Genomic DNA, 14,959 nt, shown 5'->3' on the forward strand with positions numbered 1-14,959 from the left:
CCGCTCCTAGGCGGGAACCGCCGACACGCCCCGCCATCGGTCCCGCGGGGTGAGCGGAACGAGAGCCGGCCGACGGACGGTGGAGGCGATGGCGATCCGTTCGCCGGATGCCGCCGAGCGGAGAAGGCCCTCCATCACCTCGAGGACGTGCATCGCCATGGCGCCGTCTGCCCGGGGGGTCTCCGTCGTGACGAAGTCGATGAGGCCGACCCCACGCCCGGCCTCGGCGTACCCGGCGGATGGTGCCACGTCACTCCAGTCCGCGTCGCCGACGCGACGCAGACGGACCACGCCGTCGAACAGATTGGGGTCGGGAACCTGGATCGATCCCTGCTCGCCGTGCACCTCGATCGGCGGGGCCGCGGTGCCGCCGCCGTCGAAGCTCATCACGACCGTGGAGACCGCTCCGCCGGTGTGCTGGAGGATGCCGGTCACGTGTGTGTCCACCGCGACGGGGATGGTCTCACCGGCACGGGAACCGGTGCGGATCGTCCGCTCGGCGCGCGTGCGGCTCGCGGCGCCCGTGACCGTGCTCACCGGCCCGAGCAGGTGCACCAGGCTCGTGAGGTAGTACGGACCCATGTCCAGGAGCGGGCCACCGCCGGGCGCGTAGTAGAAGTCGGGCGCCGGATGCCAGTGCTCGTGCCCGGGCGCCACCCAGGTGGCCGAGGCCGCCACAGGGCGGCCGATCGTCCCGGAGTCGACGGCCTCCCGGGCCGTCTGCACGCCCGTGCCGAGAACGGTGTCGGGGGCGCTGCCGAGCCGGCGTCCCGCGCGTGCGGCGGCATCCACCATGGTGCGGGCCTGCGCGACATCCACCGCGAGCGGCTTCTCCCCGTACACGTCCTTGCCGGCAGCGATCGCCTGGAGGGCGATGTCGGCGTGCGCGGCGGGGATCGTGAGGTTGAGCACGGTCTGCACCGACTCGTCGGCCATGAGGTCCCCGACCGAGAGGGCCTCGGCGCCGGCGACGGCCGCGGCGACCTCCTGCGCGCGGGCGGGGTCCAGGTCCGCCACGGCAGCGATCCGCACGGCGCCGCTTCCGGTGAGGGTCTCGAGGTACTGCCGCGAGATCACTCCGAGCCCGACGATGCCTACGCGGTGCGGGCTGCCCACAGCATCCCCCGTTCGATGATGGTGCGCACGTTCGGGTCGCGGAGCACATCGAGGCTGTGACCGGGTGTGGCGACGAAGATGCGGCCGGCGCCCCACTCGCGCGTCCAGACCGCGGGACTCACGACGGGACGATGCCACGGGTGATAGGGGCGCACCGGATGCGTCGTGGTCGCGAGCACGTCGATCAGATCATCGTGCAGCACCCAGTACTGCTCGGTGTCGAGCGCGAAATCGTCGAGCCCTGCGGTGATCTCGTGCGCGCGACCCGCCGGGGTGATCTCCACCCGGTGCGGCAGGAAATTGTCGCGCTCGTCCCCCGGCCGTTCGTCCGGCCGTCGCCCCGGATGGGTGGCGAACTGGCCGCCGATCAGGTGGAGGTAGTCGGTGGTGGCCCGGTAGGAGTCGGCGATTCCGCCGTGCCAGCCGGCGAGGCCTGTCCCGTTCTCGACCGCGGCGCGGAGCCCCCGGAAGGCCTCATCGGAGATGGATGACATCGTCACGCACTGCACGACGAGATCGGTGTCGGCCATCGCCTCCGCATCGGCGTAGACCTCGTTGCCCTCCTCCACGCGCACCTGGAAGCCCGACTCCTCGAGGAAGGGGAGGAAGAGGTCGGTGGCCTCGCGGGGATGGTGCCCGTCCCATCCACCTCGGACGACCAGGGCGTTTCTCATGTCATTCCTCCTCCGCGGGGCCGTCCCCGGTGCGGCCGCCTTCAGCGCGCGTCGGCCGCGCGTGCCGCGGCGACCGCATCGTAGGCCGCGCGGACTTCGGGACGAGGATCGGATGCGGCGTCGCGCTCGAGGACGACCGGCCACGAGGGCCGGGTGCCCGTCAACGTCCACGCCGCCTGACGCGCCGCTCCCAGGGCGACATACTCCCCGGGAGCCGGTACGGCGACGGGAACATCGAAGACCTGCGCAGCGATACGGGCGACCGCTTCGCTGCGGGCCGCGCCCCCCACGAGGAGCACACGCTCGGCGGTGACGCCGAGCCCGCGAATCGCGTCCAGCCCGGTCGCGAGGCCGGCCAGCATCCCCTCGACAGCGGCACGGGCCAGGTTCTCGCGTGTGGTGTTGCCGAGCGACAGACCCGACAGCGATGCGCGCGCATTCGGCAGGTTCGGGGTTCGTTCCCCCTCGAACCAGGGGACGAGCACGACGCCGCCGGCACCGGGTTCGGCCTGCAGGGCGAGGGCGGCGAGCTCCTCGTGCGACACACCGAGGAGGCGAGCGGTGACGTCGAGCACGCGCGCGGCGTTCAGCGTCGCAACCAGGGGCAGGTATCCGCCGGCGGCGTCCGCGAAGCCGGCGACCGTGCCGGTCGGATCGGCCACCGCGCGATCGGTGACGGCGAAGACCGTGCCGGAGGTGCCGATCGAGACGCCCACGTCGCCGGGCGCCGCATCCAGCCCGAGCGCCGCTCCGGCGTTGTCACCGGCACCGGGGCCGACGAGCACCCCGCCCGGCGTCGTTCCGGCGTTCTCGCCGGGCTCGAGCACCGTCGGCAGGACGGCATCGTGTCCGAGGGCGATGGCGAGCAGCTCACGGTCGTACCCGTCCGCGCCCCAATACGCCGTGCCCGAGGCGTCGGAGCGGTCGGTCGTCAGGGCGTCGAGCCGCGGATTCTCCGGCCCGAACCCGCGCAGGCGCCACGTGAGCCAGTCATGAGGCAACGCGACCGCGGCCACACGCGCGGCGTTGTCCGGCTCCGCATCCCGCAGCCACCGGAGCTTCGTCGCCGTGAAGGATGCCACGGGCACGATGCCCGTGCGCGCCGCATAGGCATCCGGACCCACCTCGGCCACGAGGTCGGCGGCGGCCTGCGCGGAGCGCGTGTCATTCCACAGCAGAGCGGGCCGGATGACGCGCCCCGCCGCGTCGAGCGCCACCATCCCGTGCTGCTGCCCGGCGACCGACACCGCCGCGACGTCGTCGAATCCGCCCGCGTCCGCGATCGCGGTCTGGAGGGCGGTCCACCACGCTTCCGGATCGACTTCGGTGCCGTCGGGGTGTGCTGCTCGCCCTTCACGGACGAGCACCCCCGTGTCGGCATCGAGGATGACGACCTTGCACGACTGCGTCGAGGAGTCGACGCCCGCGACGAGGGGCATCAGCCCCGAGCGCCGAGGAGGTGCTCGGTCGCGAGCTGCTGCAGGCGCACGAACCCGCCGCCCTTGCCACCGAAGTACACCGACGCGTCGAAGTCCTCATAGGCGGAGCGGTCGGCGAGGAAGTCGTCGTAGCTCTCGCCCTCGTTGAGGGTCGGCGTCGACAGCTCGTCGACCTTGGCGGCGGCGAGCGCCTCCTGCACCTCGGGATCGGCACGGAAAGCGGCGGCACGCTCCTTGAGGAGGAGGTAGGTGCGCATGTTGGCCGAGGCCGACTCCCACACGCCCTTCTCGTCCTCGGTGCGGGAGGGCTTGTAGTCGAAGTGACGGGGTCCGTCGTACGCGGGCACGCCGCCGGGACCGCCGTTTTCGAGGAGGTCCACGAGCGCGAACGCGTTGTGCAGATCGCCGTGGCCGAACACCAGGTCCTGGTCGTACTTGATGCCGCGCTGCCCGTTCAGGTCGATGTGGAAGAGCTTGCCGTGGTACAGCGCCTGGGCGATGCCGGCGGCGAAGTTCAGGCCTGCCATCTGCTCGTGACCGACCTCGGGGTTCACGCCCACCAGCTCCGGGCGCTCGAGCGAGTCGATGAAGGCGATCGCGTGGCCCAGCGTCGGCAGCAGGATGTCGCCGCGCGGCTCGTTCGGCTTCGGCTCGATAGCGAAGCGGATGTCGTAGCCCTTGTCGGTGACGTAGTCGCCGAGGAGGTTGACCGCTTCGCGGTAGCGCTCGAGGGCCTGACGGATGTCCTTGGACGAGTCGTACTCAGCGCCCTCGCGTCCGCCCCACATGACGAACGTCTTCGCACCCAGCTCGGCAGCGAGATCGAGCTGGCGGAACACCTTGCGGAGGGCGAACCGGCGGACCTGCCGGTCGTTGGCGGTGAAGCCGCCGTCCTTGAAGACCGGAGCACTGAAGAGGTTCGTGGTAACCATCGGCACGATCAGTCCGGTGTCGGACAGCGCACCCTTGAGGCGATCGATCTCGGTCTGACGCTCCGCATCCGTGGAGCCGAAAGCGAAGAGGTCGTCATCGTGGAAGGTCAATCCGTAGGCGCCCAGCTCAGCGAGCTTCTCCACGGCGTGGACGACGTCGAGGGGAGGGCGCGTGGGGCCGCCGAAGGGATCGGTGCCGTTGTAGCCGACGGTCCAGAGACCGAAGGAGAACTTGTCCGCGGGGGTGGGGCTGGCCATGGTGTCGCTTTCGTCGTCGAAAAATGTTGCCGTACACAACCTATCGCCGCATCCTCGACCCGTCAACACACCTCGCGCGCCCCCTTTTACCGGCGCGGCAACAAACTACTCTGGTGCGATGACCACGCCGCGGACCGGGATCGAGCAGGTTCGTGCCGGCAATCTCGGTCGCCTCCTGCGGCGCGTGCACGTGAGCGGCCCCGCTTCGCGGGCCACCCTCACCGCGGAACTGGGCCTCAACCGCTCGACCATCGCCGACCTCGTGGGCGAACTGGTCGAACTCGGCCTCGTCCGCGAGGGCGCTCCCTCACCCGAACGCCGCGTCGGACGCCCGTCCCCCGTCGTCGAGACGCATCCCGATGTCGTCGCGGTCGCGGTGAACCCGGAAGTGGACGCGCTGGAAATCGCCGCCGTGCGGCTGGATCGCTCCATCCCGGTGCGCGAGCGCGTGGAGATGGACCACCTCCTCTCCCCCGAGGAGACCGCGAGCCTGGTGCGCGCGCACATCGAGCGATGGCTGTCCGGTCCGCTGGCCGGCGCCACGGTGAGCGCGGTGGGAGTCGCCGTACCGGGGCTCGTCCGTGAGGCGGACGGCGTCGTGCGCACCGCCCCCCACCTGGGGTGGACGGATGCGCCGCTGCGCTCCATGGTCTCCGAGGCGACCGGTCTCCCCGCGGTGGTGGGCAACGACGCGAGTCTGGGGGTTCTCGCCGAGCACCGGTTCGGGGCGGCGTACGGGATCGCCGACGTCGTCTACCTCAACGGTGGTGCCAGCGGCATCGGCGGCGGTCTGATCGTGCAGGGGATCGCCGTGTCCGGCGCAGGCGGATACGCGGGCGAATTCGGGCAGAATCGCCCCGGCATCGTCTCCGACGCCGACCGCCGGGCGCCTGCGGGCGTGCTGGAGGACGAGGTGAGTCGCGCCCGCCTCCTGGATGCGGTGGGGCTGGCCGCCGCGGATGAGCCCACGCTCGGCGCTGTGCTCGCCGCATCCACGGTGCCGGCCGTCGCGGACGAGGTCTCGCGCCAGCGCCGCATCCTCGCCACTGCGCTCGCCAATGCCGTCAATGTCCTCAACCCGTCGGTGATCGTGCTGGGCGGGTTCCTGGCAACGATCGCCGAGCTGGACTTCCCCGCCCTCACCCGGGCGGCTGCGGCACTGGCCATGCCCGCCAACGCCGAGGGCCTCGACATCCGCGTCGCCTCCCTCGCGGCCGATCGCCTTCTCATCGGAGCGGCCGAGGCGGCGTTCGAACCGCTCCTGGAAGATCCCGCGGCCGCAGCGTGGCGCGTCGCCGCCGCTACACCCCGCGGCTGAGCCCGGCAAGCCCTTCGCCCGCGGCATGCCCCGCGCCAGGCTGGAGGAATGAGCGATCCGAGCCTTCCCTCCTTGCCGCCCGACGTTCCGGCCTCGCCAGGCATCCCCGCCCCCGACGGTCCGGCCGAGCCGCTCGCCCCGTACCCTGACGAGCCCCTGGCCCCCTACCCCGACGAGCCCCTGGCTCCCTCGCCCGCGGAACCCACCCTCCCGCTCCCGGACGGCCCGAACCGTATCGCCGCGTAGCCGCGGCGCGGTAACGTCGCCGACAACGCCGAAGGGGGAGGCATGTCCACGACGACCGGAAACCAGCCGCGCACGGAGCACGACCTCCAGGCAGCCGCCCGAGACCACCTCTGGATGCATTTCGCCCGGCAATCGGTGATGACCGAAGGCCCGGGCGTCCCGATCATCGCCCGCGGCGAGGGCCACCACATCTGGGATGTGTCCGGCCGGCGCTTCATCGACGGACTGTCGGGGCTGTTCGTCGTGAACGCCGGGCATGGGCGGCGCCGTTTGGCCGAGGCCGCCGCCCGGCAGGCCGAGGAGCTGGCGTTCTTCCCGATCTGGTCGTACGCGCATCCCGCGGCGATCGAACTCGCCGAGCGTCTCGCGCACTATGCCCCGGGCGACCTCAATCGCGTCTTCTTCTCCACCGGCGGCGGCGAGGCCGTGGAGACGGCGTTCAAGCTGGCCAAGCAGTACTGGAAGCTGCGCGGGCGCCCCACCAAGCACAAGGTCATCTCGCGCGCCGTCGCCTACCACGGCACGCCCCACGGTGCGCTGGCCATCACCGGCCTCCCGGCGATGAAGGAGATGTTCGAGCCGGTGACCCCGGGCGGGTTCCGGGTGCCGAACACGAACTACTACCGCGCCCGCGACATGGGCTTCCCGGGATCGCTCGAGGAGTTCGGCGTCTGGGCGGCCGACCGCATCGAGGAGATGATCCTCTTCGAGGGGCCCGAGACGGTCGCGGCGGTGTTCCTGGAACCCGTGCAGAATTCCGGCGGATGCTTCCCGCCTCCGCCCGGTTACTTCGCCCGGGTACGCGAGATCTGCGACCGGCATGACGTACTCCTCGTCAGCGACGAGGTGATCTGCGCGTTCGGGCGGATCGGCGAGTGGTTCGCGTGCGACGCGTACGGGTACGTCCCCGACATGATCACGTGCGCCAAGGCGATGACGAGCGGCTACTCGCCCATCGGAGCCACGATCATCAGCGACCGCATCCACGAGCCGTTCGCGACCGGAACGGTGAGCTTTCCGCACGGCTACACATTCGCCGGCCACCCGGTCTCGGCCGCCGTCGCGCTGGAGAACCTCGACATCTTCGAGGAGGAAGACCTCAACGGACGCGTCCGTGAGTTCTCGCCCCTCTTCCGCGCGACCCTGGAGAAGCTGAACGACCTGCCGATCGTGGGCGATGTGCGCGGGGACGGGTACTTCTTCGGGATCGAGCTGGTCAAGGACAAGCAGACGCGTGAGACCTTCACCTCCGACGAGTCCGAGCGGCTCCTGCGCGGGTTCCTCTCCGGCGCTCTGCTGGATGCGGGGCTGTACTGCCGGGCGGATGACCGCGGCGACCCGGTCATCCAGCTGGCCCCGCCCCTCACGACCGGTCCGGCCGAGTTCGATGAGATCGAGCAGATCCTCCGGGGTGTGCTGTCAGAGGCCTGGACACGGCTCTGAGGCCCGGCGACGTGCGGCTCAGCCGAGGCGGCGGCCGCGGGGAATGAGCTCCCCTTCGACCACGTCGATCGCTGTCAGACCCGCGAAGGCGTCGTCGGCCGTGGCGGTGCCCTCGACGGGTTCTTCGTCTCCGGGGGCCCCCGGAATCTGGCGTGAGGTCACGGTCCTCGTCCTTCCGACACATCCAGCGTCGCAAGGGCGCTCATCCCGCGCATCCCCTTGACAGGCCCGCGCCGCGAGGCGTATCCGCCCGATGCGGCGCGCGGGCTAGGGTGGGCACCATGGGCACCATCTATTACGGCGGGTCGGGCACGCCGGTCCACATCGAGGATCGCGCCCTCGCACACCTGAAGGTCGTCATCGCCACGAAGCTGCGTCGTGGCGAGAGCTTCACGGTGTCGTGGCGCCATCCCGAAGACCAACCGCACGGCCGCAGCACGCTGTGGCTCCACCCCTCGATTCCGCTCCGATTCGTCTTCGACGACCCGGAGCCGGCGACGTTGAGTCGTCAGTGGATCGAGGAGCTGGCGGACTCGGCGAACTCGTCAGGTGGCATCATGCTCGTGGCGGAGCATTTCGACGTTCCCGCCCAGCACAGCGGACAGTCCTGAGGGGCGTCAGCCCTCTTCGACGAACGAGTCCTCGGAGGGCTCGGGCACGATCGTGAGACCGTTCGGGCCGCTCGCGACGAGCATGAGCTCTTCCACCCATGCGCGGTTGATGCGAGGGGTGCGGCTTCCGAAGAAGTGGAACTGGATCGGCACGGCGGGGTGCATCCAATAGCTCCGCCGACCGCTGCCGTCGCCGACCTCGACGTCGAACATGAACGACTCGGAGCGTCGGAGCTTGTTCATCACGACGATGCGAAGATGCGCCAGCGTGCGATCGTCGATGTCGACCGAGTTCGGCATCGTGTCGTAGATGAATCTGCCCATGCGCCGAGCCTAGCGCTCCGCAGCGAACACACCCGTAAGGATGGGGCCCGGATACGGGCGGCCGGGTCGGAGCGCAAGCCCTTCGAGGACATCAGGGGCGACACGTACCGTAGGGGCGTGGGAACGATCTTCTACGGCGACTCCGCCACCCCGATCGAGATCGAGGACCGGGCACTGGCTCACCTGAAAGTGGTCATCGCGACGAAACTGCGGCGGGGGGAGAGTTTCACCCTCTCGTGGGCGCATTCGGACGACGAGGAACCCGGTCGCAGCACCGTGTGGCTGCATCCGTCCATTCCGATGCGCTTCGTGTTCGACGACCCGGAGCCGGCCATGCTCAGCCGGACATGGATCGAGGCGCTGGCCGGTTCGGCCAATTCTTCGGGCGGGCTGATGCTCATCGCCGAACCGCCCGAGGGGCGCCCGTCCTGATTCAGAGCTGATCGAGGATCTCGCGCACGCCCTCCTCGACGGCCGTGGGGACCACGAGCGGTCGACCCGCCGTGAAGGCCTCCCACTCGCGGAGCAGGATCGTCTCGACGCGGGTGGAGGGGACAGCCGGATAGGCCACGCACAGGCGTTTCACGACCGCGCTGAACGAGGTCACTTCGACCCCTTCGATCTCCAGTACGGCTCCGTCCGCGGGGCTCCCGGCCGCACTGCCGTCCCTCCCCTTATCGTCCATGTCCACATCGTTCCACGCCGGTCAGGCAAACGCGAATACTCCGCTGCCCGCGGGACTATCGGCCTGGCGGGCGGTGCAGCGTGCTCGTCAGCTCGCGACTTCTGCATCGGGATGCTGCGAGTCATCCTCGTGCGCGTCGACCTGGTCGACGGCATCCTGCAGACGGGCAAGGGTGGCCACCACGATGGCGCTCTCCTCCGGCGTCATGTCCACCACGGCCGACATCATCCGCTCGTGCATCTTCCCCAGAGTCGCACGCACCTCGGCGTCGGACTTCTGCGTGGCCACGACCAGGATGCTGCGGCGATCGGAGGGGTGTGGAACGCGCGTCACGTGCCCCGACTTCTCGAGGCGGTCGATGATGGCGGTCGTGGAGGCGGTGGACACGCCCAGGTAACGCGTGAGCTCGCTCGGCGACACCGAGCGACCCTCCCCCGACGCCCGCAAGAGGTAGCGGAGAACCAGCAGCTCGTTCTCCCCCATCGACATGGATTCGCGGGTGCGACGCCGCATGGCGAGCTCGGCTGCGCGGTACACGCGGAAGGCTTGCAGCACCTCGACCGCTCGGCGCTTGCGGTCCTCATCGGTCGCGCCGTACCAATAGCGCGACGGCTCGGCCGGCGTTTCTTCCACGTGCGGCATCCTATGCCAGCGCCGGTGGGGCCCGTCCAGTCCGGGCGACTTTGCTGACAGCGGTGCGCAGGCCGCGGACCAGCGAGTACGATGTTTTGCATCATCAAGCTACTTGCTTAGCTCTTAAGTATCTCGTTCTGCTAGGTGGTGCCCCGAGGAGGTGTTGTGAGGCATACCGCGTCGGCGGATGACGTCGTAAAAGCTCTGGACGACCTGTCCAGCGTGGAGAAGTCCGTCGATCGCGCGACCCTTTCCGCACTGGGTATCGGCCCGAACGACGCTCGCGTGCTCCGCCACCTCATCGAGCTGGAGGCCAGCGGCGAGGAGGCGACCCCGCGCAGCCTGTCCGCGATGCTCGGCATCTCTTCCGCCGCGACCACGGCGCTGATCGATCGCCTCGTTCAGGCCGAGTGGGTCGAGCGGGAACCTCACCCGCAGGATCGGCGAAGCATCATCGTCCGGGCCACCGTCCCGGCCGGATCCCCCGCACGCCGGCTGCTCGCCGTCCGCCGTGTGGCCGTGTCCGTCGCCGCCGCACGGCTGGCCGCTCAGGAGCGGCGCACGGTCGTGGAGTTCCTCGACGACCTGCATCGCGCGGAGGAGCATTACCTCGACGCGGTGAACGCGACCGTCGGATCGGATGCGCAGCCCTCGCAGTAGCGTGACGCAGTAGCGGAACGCGGTAGCGCGGGAAACGCCCCCGGGTCAACCCGCTGCATCCGCGGCGTCGATCGGGAATGGTCGATGCGGGAGGACCTGCATGCACACACCGCGCGCGTGGATCGGGACGTCGGGGTGGAGCTACCCGCACTGGCGGGGGGTTCTCTACGAGCCCGGCACCCGCGACCAGCTCGCCCGGTACGTCCAAGAGTTCGACACCGTCGAGCTCAACACCAGCTTCTACCGCTGGCCGCGCCCCGAGCGCCTGGCCGCCTGGCGTGACCGGCTTCCGGCGGGGTTCCAGTTGGCCGTCAAGGCTCCCCGCGGGGTCACGCACGCGCGCAGCCTCACGCTGACACCGGAATGGCAGGAGAGGATCGCGGTCGGCCTGGCGGCGGTGGGCGATCGGCGCGGTCCGTTCCTGGCCCAGCTCCCCCCGAAGGCTGAGCGCGATGACGCGCGCCTCGCAGCCTTCCTCGAGGGGCTCCCCGCGGACTCCCGGCCGGTGGTCGAGCTCCGGCATCCGTCCTGGGTGGATGAAGAGGTCTTCCAGCTGCTCGAACGGCATGGGGCCGCGTACTGCGTGATGAGCGGTGCCGGTCTGCCGTGCGTCCTGCGGGCCACCGCATCCTTCGTCTACCTGCGCCTTCACGGCCCCGACGACACGCTCTACAACGGGTCGTACAGCCCGGACGCGATCGCGTGGTGGACCGACCGCATCCGCGAGTGGCTGGCGCAGGGCCTCGACGTGTACGCCTACTTCAACAACGATCTGGGCGGCAACGCCGTCCGCGACGCCCGGGCGCTGCGCGACGCGCTGGCGTGACACGGGTCGCTGTCACGGGATGGTCGTCCCGTCGGGCGCGGTGAAGGAATGAAGCCGCTCGATCAGTTCGGCGAGCGTTTCTTCGTCTCGCACGAGGCCGATGCGGATGTAGCCGCGTCCGCCCGGCCCGAACCCGTCTCCGGGGGCGACGGCGACCCGCTGCTCCTCGCGGAGGCGGCCGGCGAAGGCCACCGCATCCCCGCCGCCGGGCACGCGGACCCAGACGAAGAAGCTCCCGTCAGGCGCGGTGACTTCCCACCCGATGCGGCGCAGGCCCGCCACGACGACGTTCCGGCGACGCTCGTACATCGCCACCAGGTCGGCGACCGCCGATTGGTCCCCGACCAGCGCCGCGGCGGCAGCCTCCTGTGCGGCGCCGAAGAGGGTGCTGAACGCGTGCGCCTGGTAGCGCGATATGGCCGCGATGATCGACGCGTTGCCCGCCGCGTACCCCACGCGCCATCCGGCCATGCTGTAGCTCTTCGACAGGGTCTGCACCTCGAGCGTCACCTCGTGTGCACGATCGATGGCCAGCGCCGACAACGGCTGGTGACCGTCGAACCCGAGGGAGGAGTACGCGAAATCGTGCACGAAGGCCGCGCCCGTCCGGTGGGCGAAGGCGACGGCTCCCTCGAAGGTCTGCGGAACCGCCAGCGCGCCCGTGGGATTGTTCGGATAGTTCAGCAGCAGCAGCGACGCGTCGCTGAGGTCCGCCAAGGCGGCGAAGTCGGGCTGGTAGGCCGGCGCGGGGAGAGGGAGCGGCACGAGCCGCGCACCGGCCAGGCTGGTCGCCGACGTGTAGAGGGGGTAACCCGGGTCGGGCAGGACGACGTTCGTCCCGGGATCGGCGAGCGCCATGACGGCGGCCAGGAGCGCCTCGTGCGAGCCGTGGGAGACCGCCACCTCGGCGTCGGGGTCGACCTCCACACCGTGATCCTCCCGGTACCGGCGGGCGATCGCGTGACGCAGCGACGGCCGGCCGGCGTACGACGGATAACGGTGGTTGACCGGATCGGCCACTTCCCGCTGCATCGCCGCGACGATGTGCTCGGGCGTGGGGACATCCGGGTTGCCCTTGGACACGTCGATCATCACCGGCCCCGGCTGGGCGGAAAGCCGGGCGATCTCGCGGTCCATGCCGCCCCAGAAGTTCGGCGCAAGCGCCCTCACCCGCGCCGCGGGCTGGAAGGAGACCACGCTCACCTCCGCCGGAATCGCCGGGCGATCGAGGAGCCGACCATCTGGATGCCCTGGACCAGGACGATCAGCGTGATGACGGTGATCACCATCGCGAAGCCGTCATAACGCTGGTATCCGTACGAAAGCGCCAGATCACCGATGCCGCCCGCGCCGACCGTGCCCGCCATCGCGGTGGCATCGATCAGCCCGACCGTCGCGATGGTCACCGCGAGGATGAGCGAGCCGCGCGCTTCGGGGAGAAGGAAACGCCAGAAGATCTGCAGCGGTGACGCACCCATCGCCCGGGCGGCCTCGATCACCCCGCTCGGAACCTCCAGCAGCGAGTTCTCCACGAGCCGCCCGATGTAGGGGGCGATCATCACCGTCAGCGGGACGATGGCCGCCCACACCCCGATGCTCGTGCCGACGATGAAGCGGGTGAACGGGAGGATGGCGACCAGCAGGATGATGAACGGCAACGAGCGGACGATGTTGACCACGATCCCCAGCAGGAGGTTCAGCGGCCGGTGGGGCAGCACACCGCCGGGTCGGGTGATCGCCAGCACGGTGCCGATGGTGATTCCGAGGATCGAGCCCAGCGCGAGGGCCACCCCGAGCATCTGCAGCGTCTCGCCGAGCGCCTTCAGATAGATGTCGGGAGTGATGAGGGTCCAGCGGTCGCCGGTCACGCGATCACGTCCTTCAGGTCGACGACGCGCTCGGCCAGGTAGGCCCGTGCCGCCCGTACGCGGTCCGGTGCGCCGGTGACCTGCACGATCATCTGCCCGACCGTGTGGTCTTGGATCTCGGTCATGTCGGCATGCAGCATGTTCACCGACACGTCCAGGTTGCGAATGAGGTCCGACACGAGTGGCTGGGTGACCTCCTCGTCCAGCAGCAGCAGGCGCCACAGTCCGGCGTTCCCGAGGTGGTCCACGACCCGGCGGGGCAGCCCCTGCGGCACGACGGTGGAGACGAAGTCCCGCGTGATCTCTTCGCGCGGGCGGAGGAATGTGTCCAACACGCTCCCCTGCTCCACGACGCGGCCATCCGCCATCACCGCGACTTCGTGCGCGAGATCCTTGATGACGTCCATCTCGTGCGTCACGACGAGGATGGTGGTGCCGTACTCCCGGTTGATGTCGCGCAGCAGGTCGATGATCTGCACCGTGGTGGTCGGATCCAGCGCGCTGGTGGCCTCATCCGAGAGCAGGATGCGCGGATTGCGCACGAGCGCGCGAGCGATGCCGACCCGCTGCTTCTGCCCGCCGGAGAGTTCCCCTGCGAAGCTGTCGGCCTTTCCGCTCAGGCCGACGAAGTCGAGCACCTCCTCGGCGCGGGCGCGGGCGTCGGCCTTGCCTGCCCCGTCCAGGCGGAGCGGCAGGGCGACGTTGTCACGGACCCGGACGGTTTCCAGCAGGTTGAACTGCTGGAAGATCATGCCCGTGTGTTTCTGGGCGTCCCGGAGGTCGCGGCCGCGCAGCGCCCCCATGTCCACCCCGTCCACGGCGACGCGGCCGGAGGTGGGCCGCTCCAGCCCGTTCACCATGCGGATGAGGGTGGACTTGCCGGCGCCGCTGTAACCGATGACGCCGAAGATGGTTCCCTCGGTCACCTCGAGGGAGACGCCGCGAAGGGCCGCCGTGTCGGCGGCCCTTCGCGGGAACGTCTTGGAGACGTCGTCGAAGACGATCGTCCCCGAGCCCGCAGAGCTCATTCGAACCATGCGGGGAGGTTGTAACCGTCGTACTGCGAAGACGAGGTGATGTACTCGATGAACTCCGGGGACTCGTAGGCGGCCTTGAGCGCCTGGGCCCACTCGGAGTCCACATCTGCTCCTCGCACGGCCACGACGTTGGAGAACTCGAGCGGCTGGTCTTCCACGGCGAGGGCGTCGTCGTAGTCGAGACCACCGGAGATGATGAAGTTGCCCTGGATGGCCGCGTAGTCCACATCCTGCAGGGCGGGGACCTGCTGGGCGTTCTCGATCGGAGTGATGTTCAGGTTGTGCGGGTTGTCGGTGATGATCGACAGGTCGGCGGTGTTCGGGTCCTCGACGTCCTCGAAGTCGATCCATCCCACATCGCGGAGGATCAGCAGCCCGCGGTACAGGTTCGAGGGCGCATTGGGCACGGTGACGGTCGCGCCGTCGGGGACGTCCTCGAGCGACGTCTGCTTGCCGCCGAACAGGCCCATCCGCGGGGTGGGGATCTGTACCAGGGCGGCGTTGTCGATGCCCTCCTGGGCGTTGACGAACTCCAGGAACACCGGGTGCTGCATGATGTTGGCGTCGATCTCGCCGGAGTCGACCGCCACGTTCACGACGATGCCGTCGGTGAAGTCGACCGTCTCGACGTCGTAGCCGTCCTCCTCGAGGATCGGCACGATGCCGTCCTGGAACATCTCCAGGTACGGCCCGGGGTTGAACCCGACCTTGATCGTGGTCTTGTCGGCGGCCTCGGAACCATCGGAGGCCGGCGCCGATGCGCCCGCGCATCCGGTCAGCGCAAGAGCGAGAGCCGCAGTTCCGGCCAACAGGGTGCGGGGAATGCGCATGGGAGTCCTCTTTCGCCGTGCAAGGGGTGCGACCGCTGCGCGGCGCGTCGGGTTCGCGC

Annotated in this window: 19 protein-coding genes; 7 read left to right on the forward strand and 12 right to left on the reverse strand. The window is 69.8% G+C overall.

Features of this window, described 5'->3' with window-relative positions; translation table 11 throughout:
- Positions 1-6: 6 nt before the first annotated feature.
- The 4 genes from AC4FS1_RS09675 to xylA are packed head-to-tail and all read right to left on the reverse strand — an operon-like array spanning position 7 to position 4,419.
- Positions 7-1,116 (reverse strand): Gfo/Idh/MocA family protein, encoded by a 1,110-nt coding sequence (locus AC4FS1_RS09675; protein WP_491154539.1) that lies wholly within the window; start codon positions 1,114-1,116, stop codon positions 7-9.
- The gene (locus AC4FS1_RS09680; protein WP_491154540.1) at positions 1,095-1,790 is read right to left on the reverse strand and encodes a ThuA domain-containing protein; all 696 of its coding nucleotides are present in this window, start codon (positions 1,788-1,790) and stop codon (positions 1,095-1,097) included. The genes AC4FS1_RS09675 and AC4FS1_RS09680 overlap by 22 nt, the downstream gene beginning before the upstream one ends.
- Positions 1,791-1,831: 41 nt before the next feature.
- The gene (gene xylB, locus AC4FS1_RS09685) at positions 1,832-3,229 is read right to left on the reverse strand and encodes a xylulokinase (protein ID WP_491154542.1); all 1,398 of its coding nucleotides are present in this window, start codon (positions 3,227-3,229) and stop codon (positions 1,832-1,834) included.
- A complete protein-coding gene (gene xylA / locus AC4FS1_RS09690) occupies positions 3,229-4,419 on the reverse strand; it encodes a xylose isomerase (RefSeq protein ID WP_491154544.1) in 1,191 nt (396 codons plus the stop codon). The genes xylB and xylA overlap by 1 nt, the downstream gene beginning before the upstream one ends.
- A 118-nt stretch (positions 4,420-4,537) precedes the next feature.
- Between xylA and AC4FS1_RS09695 the strand changes: the two genes are divergently transcribed.
- The 3 genes from AC4FS1_RS09695 to AC4FS1_RS09705 are packed head-to-tail and all read left to right on the forward strand — an operon-like array spanning position 4,538 to position 7,426.
- Positions 4,538-5,737 carry an ROK family transcriptional regulator gene (locus tag AC4FS1_RS09695; protein WP_491154546.1) on the forward strand — a complete coding sequence of 400 codons (1,200 nt, stop codon included), beginning with the start codon at positions 4,538-4,540 and terminating at the stop codon, positions 5,735-5,737.
- Between the two features lie 48 nt (positions 5,738-5,785).
- Positions 5,786-5,983 carry a hypothetical protein gene (locus AC4FS1_RS09700; RefSeq protein ID WP_491154547.1) on the forward strand — a complete coding sequence of 66 codons (198 nt, stop codon included), beginning with the start codon at positions 5,786-5,788 and terminating at the stop codon, positions 5,981-5,983.
- A gap of 42 nt (positions 5,984-6,025) precedes the next feature.
- Positions 6,026-7,426 (forward strand): aspartate aminotransferase family protein, encoded by a 1,401-nt coding sequence (locus AC4FS1_RS09705; protein ID WP_491154548.1) that lies wholly within the window; start codon positions 6,026-6,028, stop codon positions 7,424-7,426.
- 18 nt (positions 7,427-7,444) lie between these two features.
- On the opposite strand, the gene AC4FS1_RS09710 is transcribed toward AC4FS1_RS09705, so the two are convergent.
- Positions 7,445-7,588, reverse strand: a complete 144-nt coding sequence (locus AC4FS1_RS09710; protein WP_491154550.1) for a hypothetical protein — start codon at positions 7,586-7,588, stop codon at positions 7,445-7,447.
- 119 nt (positions 7,589-7,707) lie between these two features.
- On the opposite strand from AC4FS1_RS09710, the gene AC4FS1_RS09715 reads away from it, so the two are divergent.
- The gene (locus tag AC4FS1_RS09715) at positions 7,708-8,037 is read left to right on the forward strand and encodes a DUF7882 family protein (protein ID WP_491154552.1); all 330 of its coding nucleotides are present in this window, start codon (positions 7,708-7,710) and stop codon (positions 8,035-8,037) included.
- 6 nt (positions 8,038-8,043) lie between these two features.
- On the opposite strand, the gene AC4FS1_RS09720 is transcribed toward AC4FS1_RS09715, so the two are convergent.
- Positions 8,044-8,361, reverse strand: a complete 318-nt coding sequence (locus AC4FS1_RS09720) for a DUF7882 family protein (protein ID WP_491154554.1) — start codon at positions 8,359-8,361, stop codon at positions 8,044-8,046.
- A gap of 117 nt (positions 8,362-8,478) precedes the next feature.
- Here AC4FS1_RS09720 and AC4FS1_RS09725 point away from each other — a divergent pair, with 117 nt between their 5' ends.
- A complete protein-coding gene (locus tag AC4FS1_RS09725; RefSeq protein WP_491154556.1) occupies positions 8,479-8,793 on the forward strand; it encodes a DUF7882 family protein in 315 nt (104 codons plus the stop codon).
- Position 8,794: 1 nt separating this feature from the next.
- Here AC4FS1_RS09725 and AC4FS1_RS09730 read toward each other — a convergent pair whose 3' ends face one another.
- On the reverse strand, positions 8,795-9,046 hold the full coding sequence (locus AC4FS1_RS09730; protein WP_491154558.1) for a hypothetical protein: 252 nt from the start codon (positions 9,044-9,046) through the stop codon (positions 8,795-8,797).
- 87 nt (positions 9,047-9,133) lie between these two features.
- Positions 9,134-9,679: a MarR family winged helix-turn-helix transcriptional regulator gene (locus tag AC4FS1_RS09735; protein ID WP_491154560.1), complete on the reverse strand. Its 546-nt coding sequence runs from the start codon at positions 9,677-9,679 to the stop codon at positions 9,134-9,136.
- A 165-nt stretch (positions 9,680-9,844) separates the two neighbouring features.
- Here AC4FS1_RS09735 and AC4FS1_RS09740 point away from each other — a divergent pair, with 165 nt between their 5' ends.
- Both AC4FS1_RS09740 and AC4FS1_RS09745 read left to right on the forward strand, forming a co-directional pair.
- Positions 9,845-10,339: a MarR family winged helix-turn-helix transcriptional regulator gene (locus AC4FS1_RS09740; RefSeq protein ID WP_491154561.1), complete on the forward strand. Its 495-nt coding sequence runs from the start codon at positions 9,845-9,847 to the stop codon at positions 10,337-10,339.
- Positions 10,340-10,439: 100 nt separating this feature from the next.
- Positions 10,440-11,165, forward strand: a complete 726-nt coding sequence (locus AC4FS1_RS09745) for a DUF72 domain-containing protein (protein WP_491154563.1) — start codon at positions 10,440-10,442, stop codon at positions 11,163-11,165.
- A 12-nt stretch (positions 11,166-11,177) separates the two neighbouring features.
- Here the strand turns inward: AC4FS1_RS09745 and AC4FS1_RS09750 are convergent, their stop codons facing one another.
- Genes AC4FS1_RS09750 through AC4FS1_RS09765 form a run of 4 tightly spaced genes read right to left on the reverse strand, consistent with a single transcriptional unit; the run spans position 11,178 to position 14,900 of the window.
- Positions 11,178-12,362, reverse strand: coding sequence for an aminotransferase class I/II-fold pyridoxal phosphate-dependent enzyme (locus AC4FS1_RS09750; protein WP_491154565.1), 1,185 nt, complete (start codon positions 12,360-12,362; stop codon positions 11,178-11,180).
- Between the two features lie 2 nt (positions 12,363-12,364).
- Entirely contained in the window at positions 12,365-13,033 is a 669-nt protein-coding gene (locus AC4FS1_RS09755) for a methionine ABC transporter permease (protein WP_491154567.1), read from the reverse strand.
- Positions 13,030-14,070, reverse strand: coding sequence for a methionine ABC transporter ATP-binding protein (locus AC4FS1_RS09760; protein WP_491154569.1), 1,041 nt, complete (start codon positions 14,068-14,070; stop codon positions 13,030-13,032). The genes AC4FS1_RS09755 and AC4FS1_RS09760 overlap by 4 nt, the downstream gene beginning before the upstream one ends.
- Complete coding sequence (locus tag AC4FS1_RS09765) at positions 14,058-14,900, reverse strand: MetQ/NlpA family ABC transporter substrate-binding protein (protein ID WP_491154571.1); 843 nt, start codon at positions 14,898-14,900, stop codon at positions 14,058-14,060. The genes AC4FS1_RS09760 and AC4FS1_RS09765 overlap by 13 nt, the downstream gene beginning before the upstream one ends.
- Positions 14,901-14,959: the final 59 nt, after the last annotated feature.

It is taken from the genome of Microbacterium sp. Z12_35 (assembly GCF_058310475.1).

Coding starts and splice junctions, on each gene's coding strand:
- AC4FS1_RS09680 (WP_491154540.1), bottom strand. CDS start 1,790: ATGAGAAACGCCCTGGTCGTCCGAGGTGGATGGGACGGGCACCATCCC.
- xylB (WP_491154542.1), bottom strand. CDS start 3,229: ATGCCCCTCGTCGCGGGCGTCGACTCCTCGACGCAGTCGTGCAAGGTC.
- xylA (WP_491154544.1), bottom strand. CDS start 4,419: ATGGCCAGCCCCACCCCCGCGGACAAGTTCTCCTTCGGTCTCTGGACC.
- AC4FS1_RS09695 (WP_491154546.1), top strand. CDS start 4,538: ATGACCACGCCGCGGACCGGGATCGAGCAGGTTCGTGCCGGCAATCTC.
- AC4FS1_RS09700 (WP_491154547.1), top strand. CDS start 5,786: ATGAGCGATCCGAGCCTTCCCTCCTTGCCGCCCGACGTTCCGGCCTCG.
- AC4FS1_RS09705 (WP_491154548.1), top strand. CDS start 6,026: ATGTCCACGACGACCGGAAACCAGCCGCGCACGGAGCACGACCTCCAG.
- AC4FS1_RS09715 (WP_491154552.1), top strand. CDS start 7,708: ATGGGCACCATCTATTACGGCGGGTCGGGCACGCCGGTCCACATCGAG.
- AC4FS1_RS09720 (WP_491154554.1), bottom strand. CDS start 8,361: ATGGGCAGATTCATCTACGACACGATGCCGAACTCGGTCGACATCGAC.
- AC4FS1_RS09730 (WP_491154558.1), bottom strand. CDS start 9,046: ATGGACGATAAGGGGAGGGACGGCAGTGCGGCCGGGAGCCCCGCGGAC.
- AC4FS1_RS09745 (WP_491154563.1), top strand. CDS start 10,440: ATGCACACACCGCGCGCGTGGATCGGGACGTCGGGGTGGAGCTACCCG.
- AC4FS1_RS09760 (WP_491154569.1), bottom strand. CDS start 14,070: ATGGTTCGAATGAGCTCTGCGGGCTCGGGGACGATCGTCTTCGACGAC.
- AC4FS1_RS09765 (WP_491154571.1), bottom strand. CDS start 14,900: ATGCGCATTCCCCGCACCCTGTTGGCCGGAACTGCGGCTCTCGCTCTT.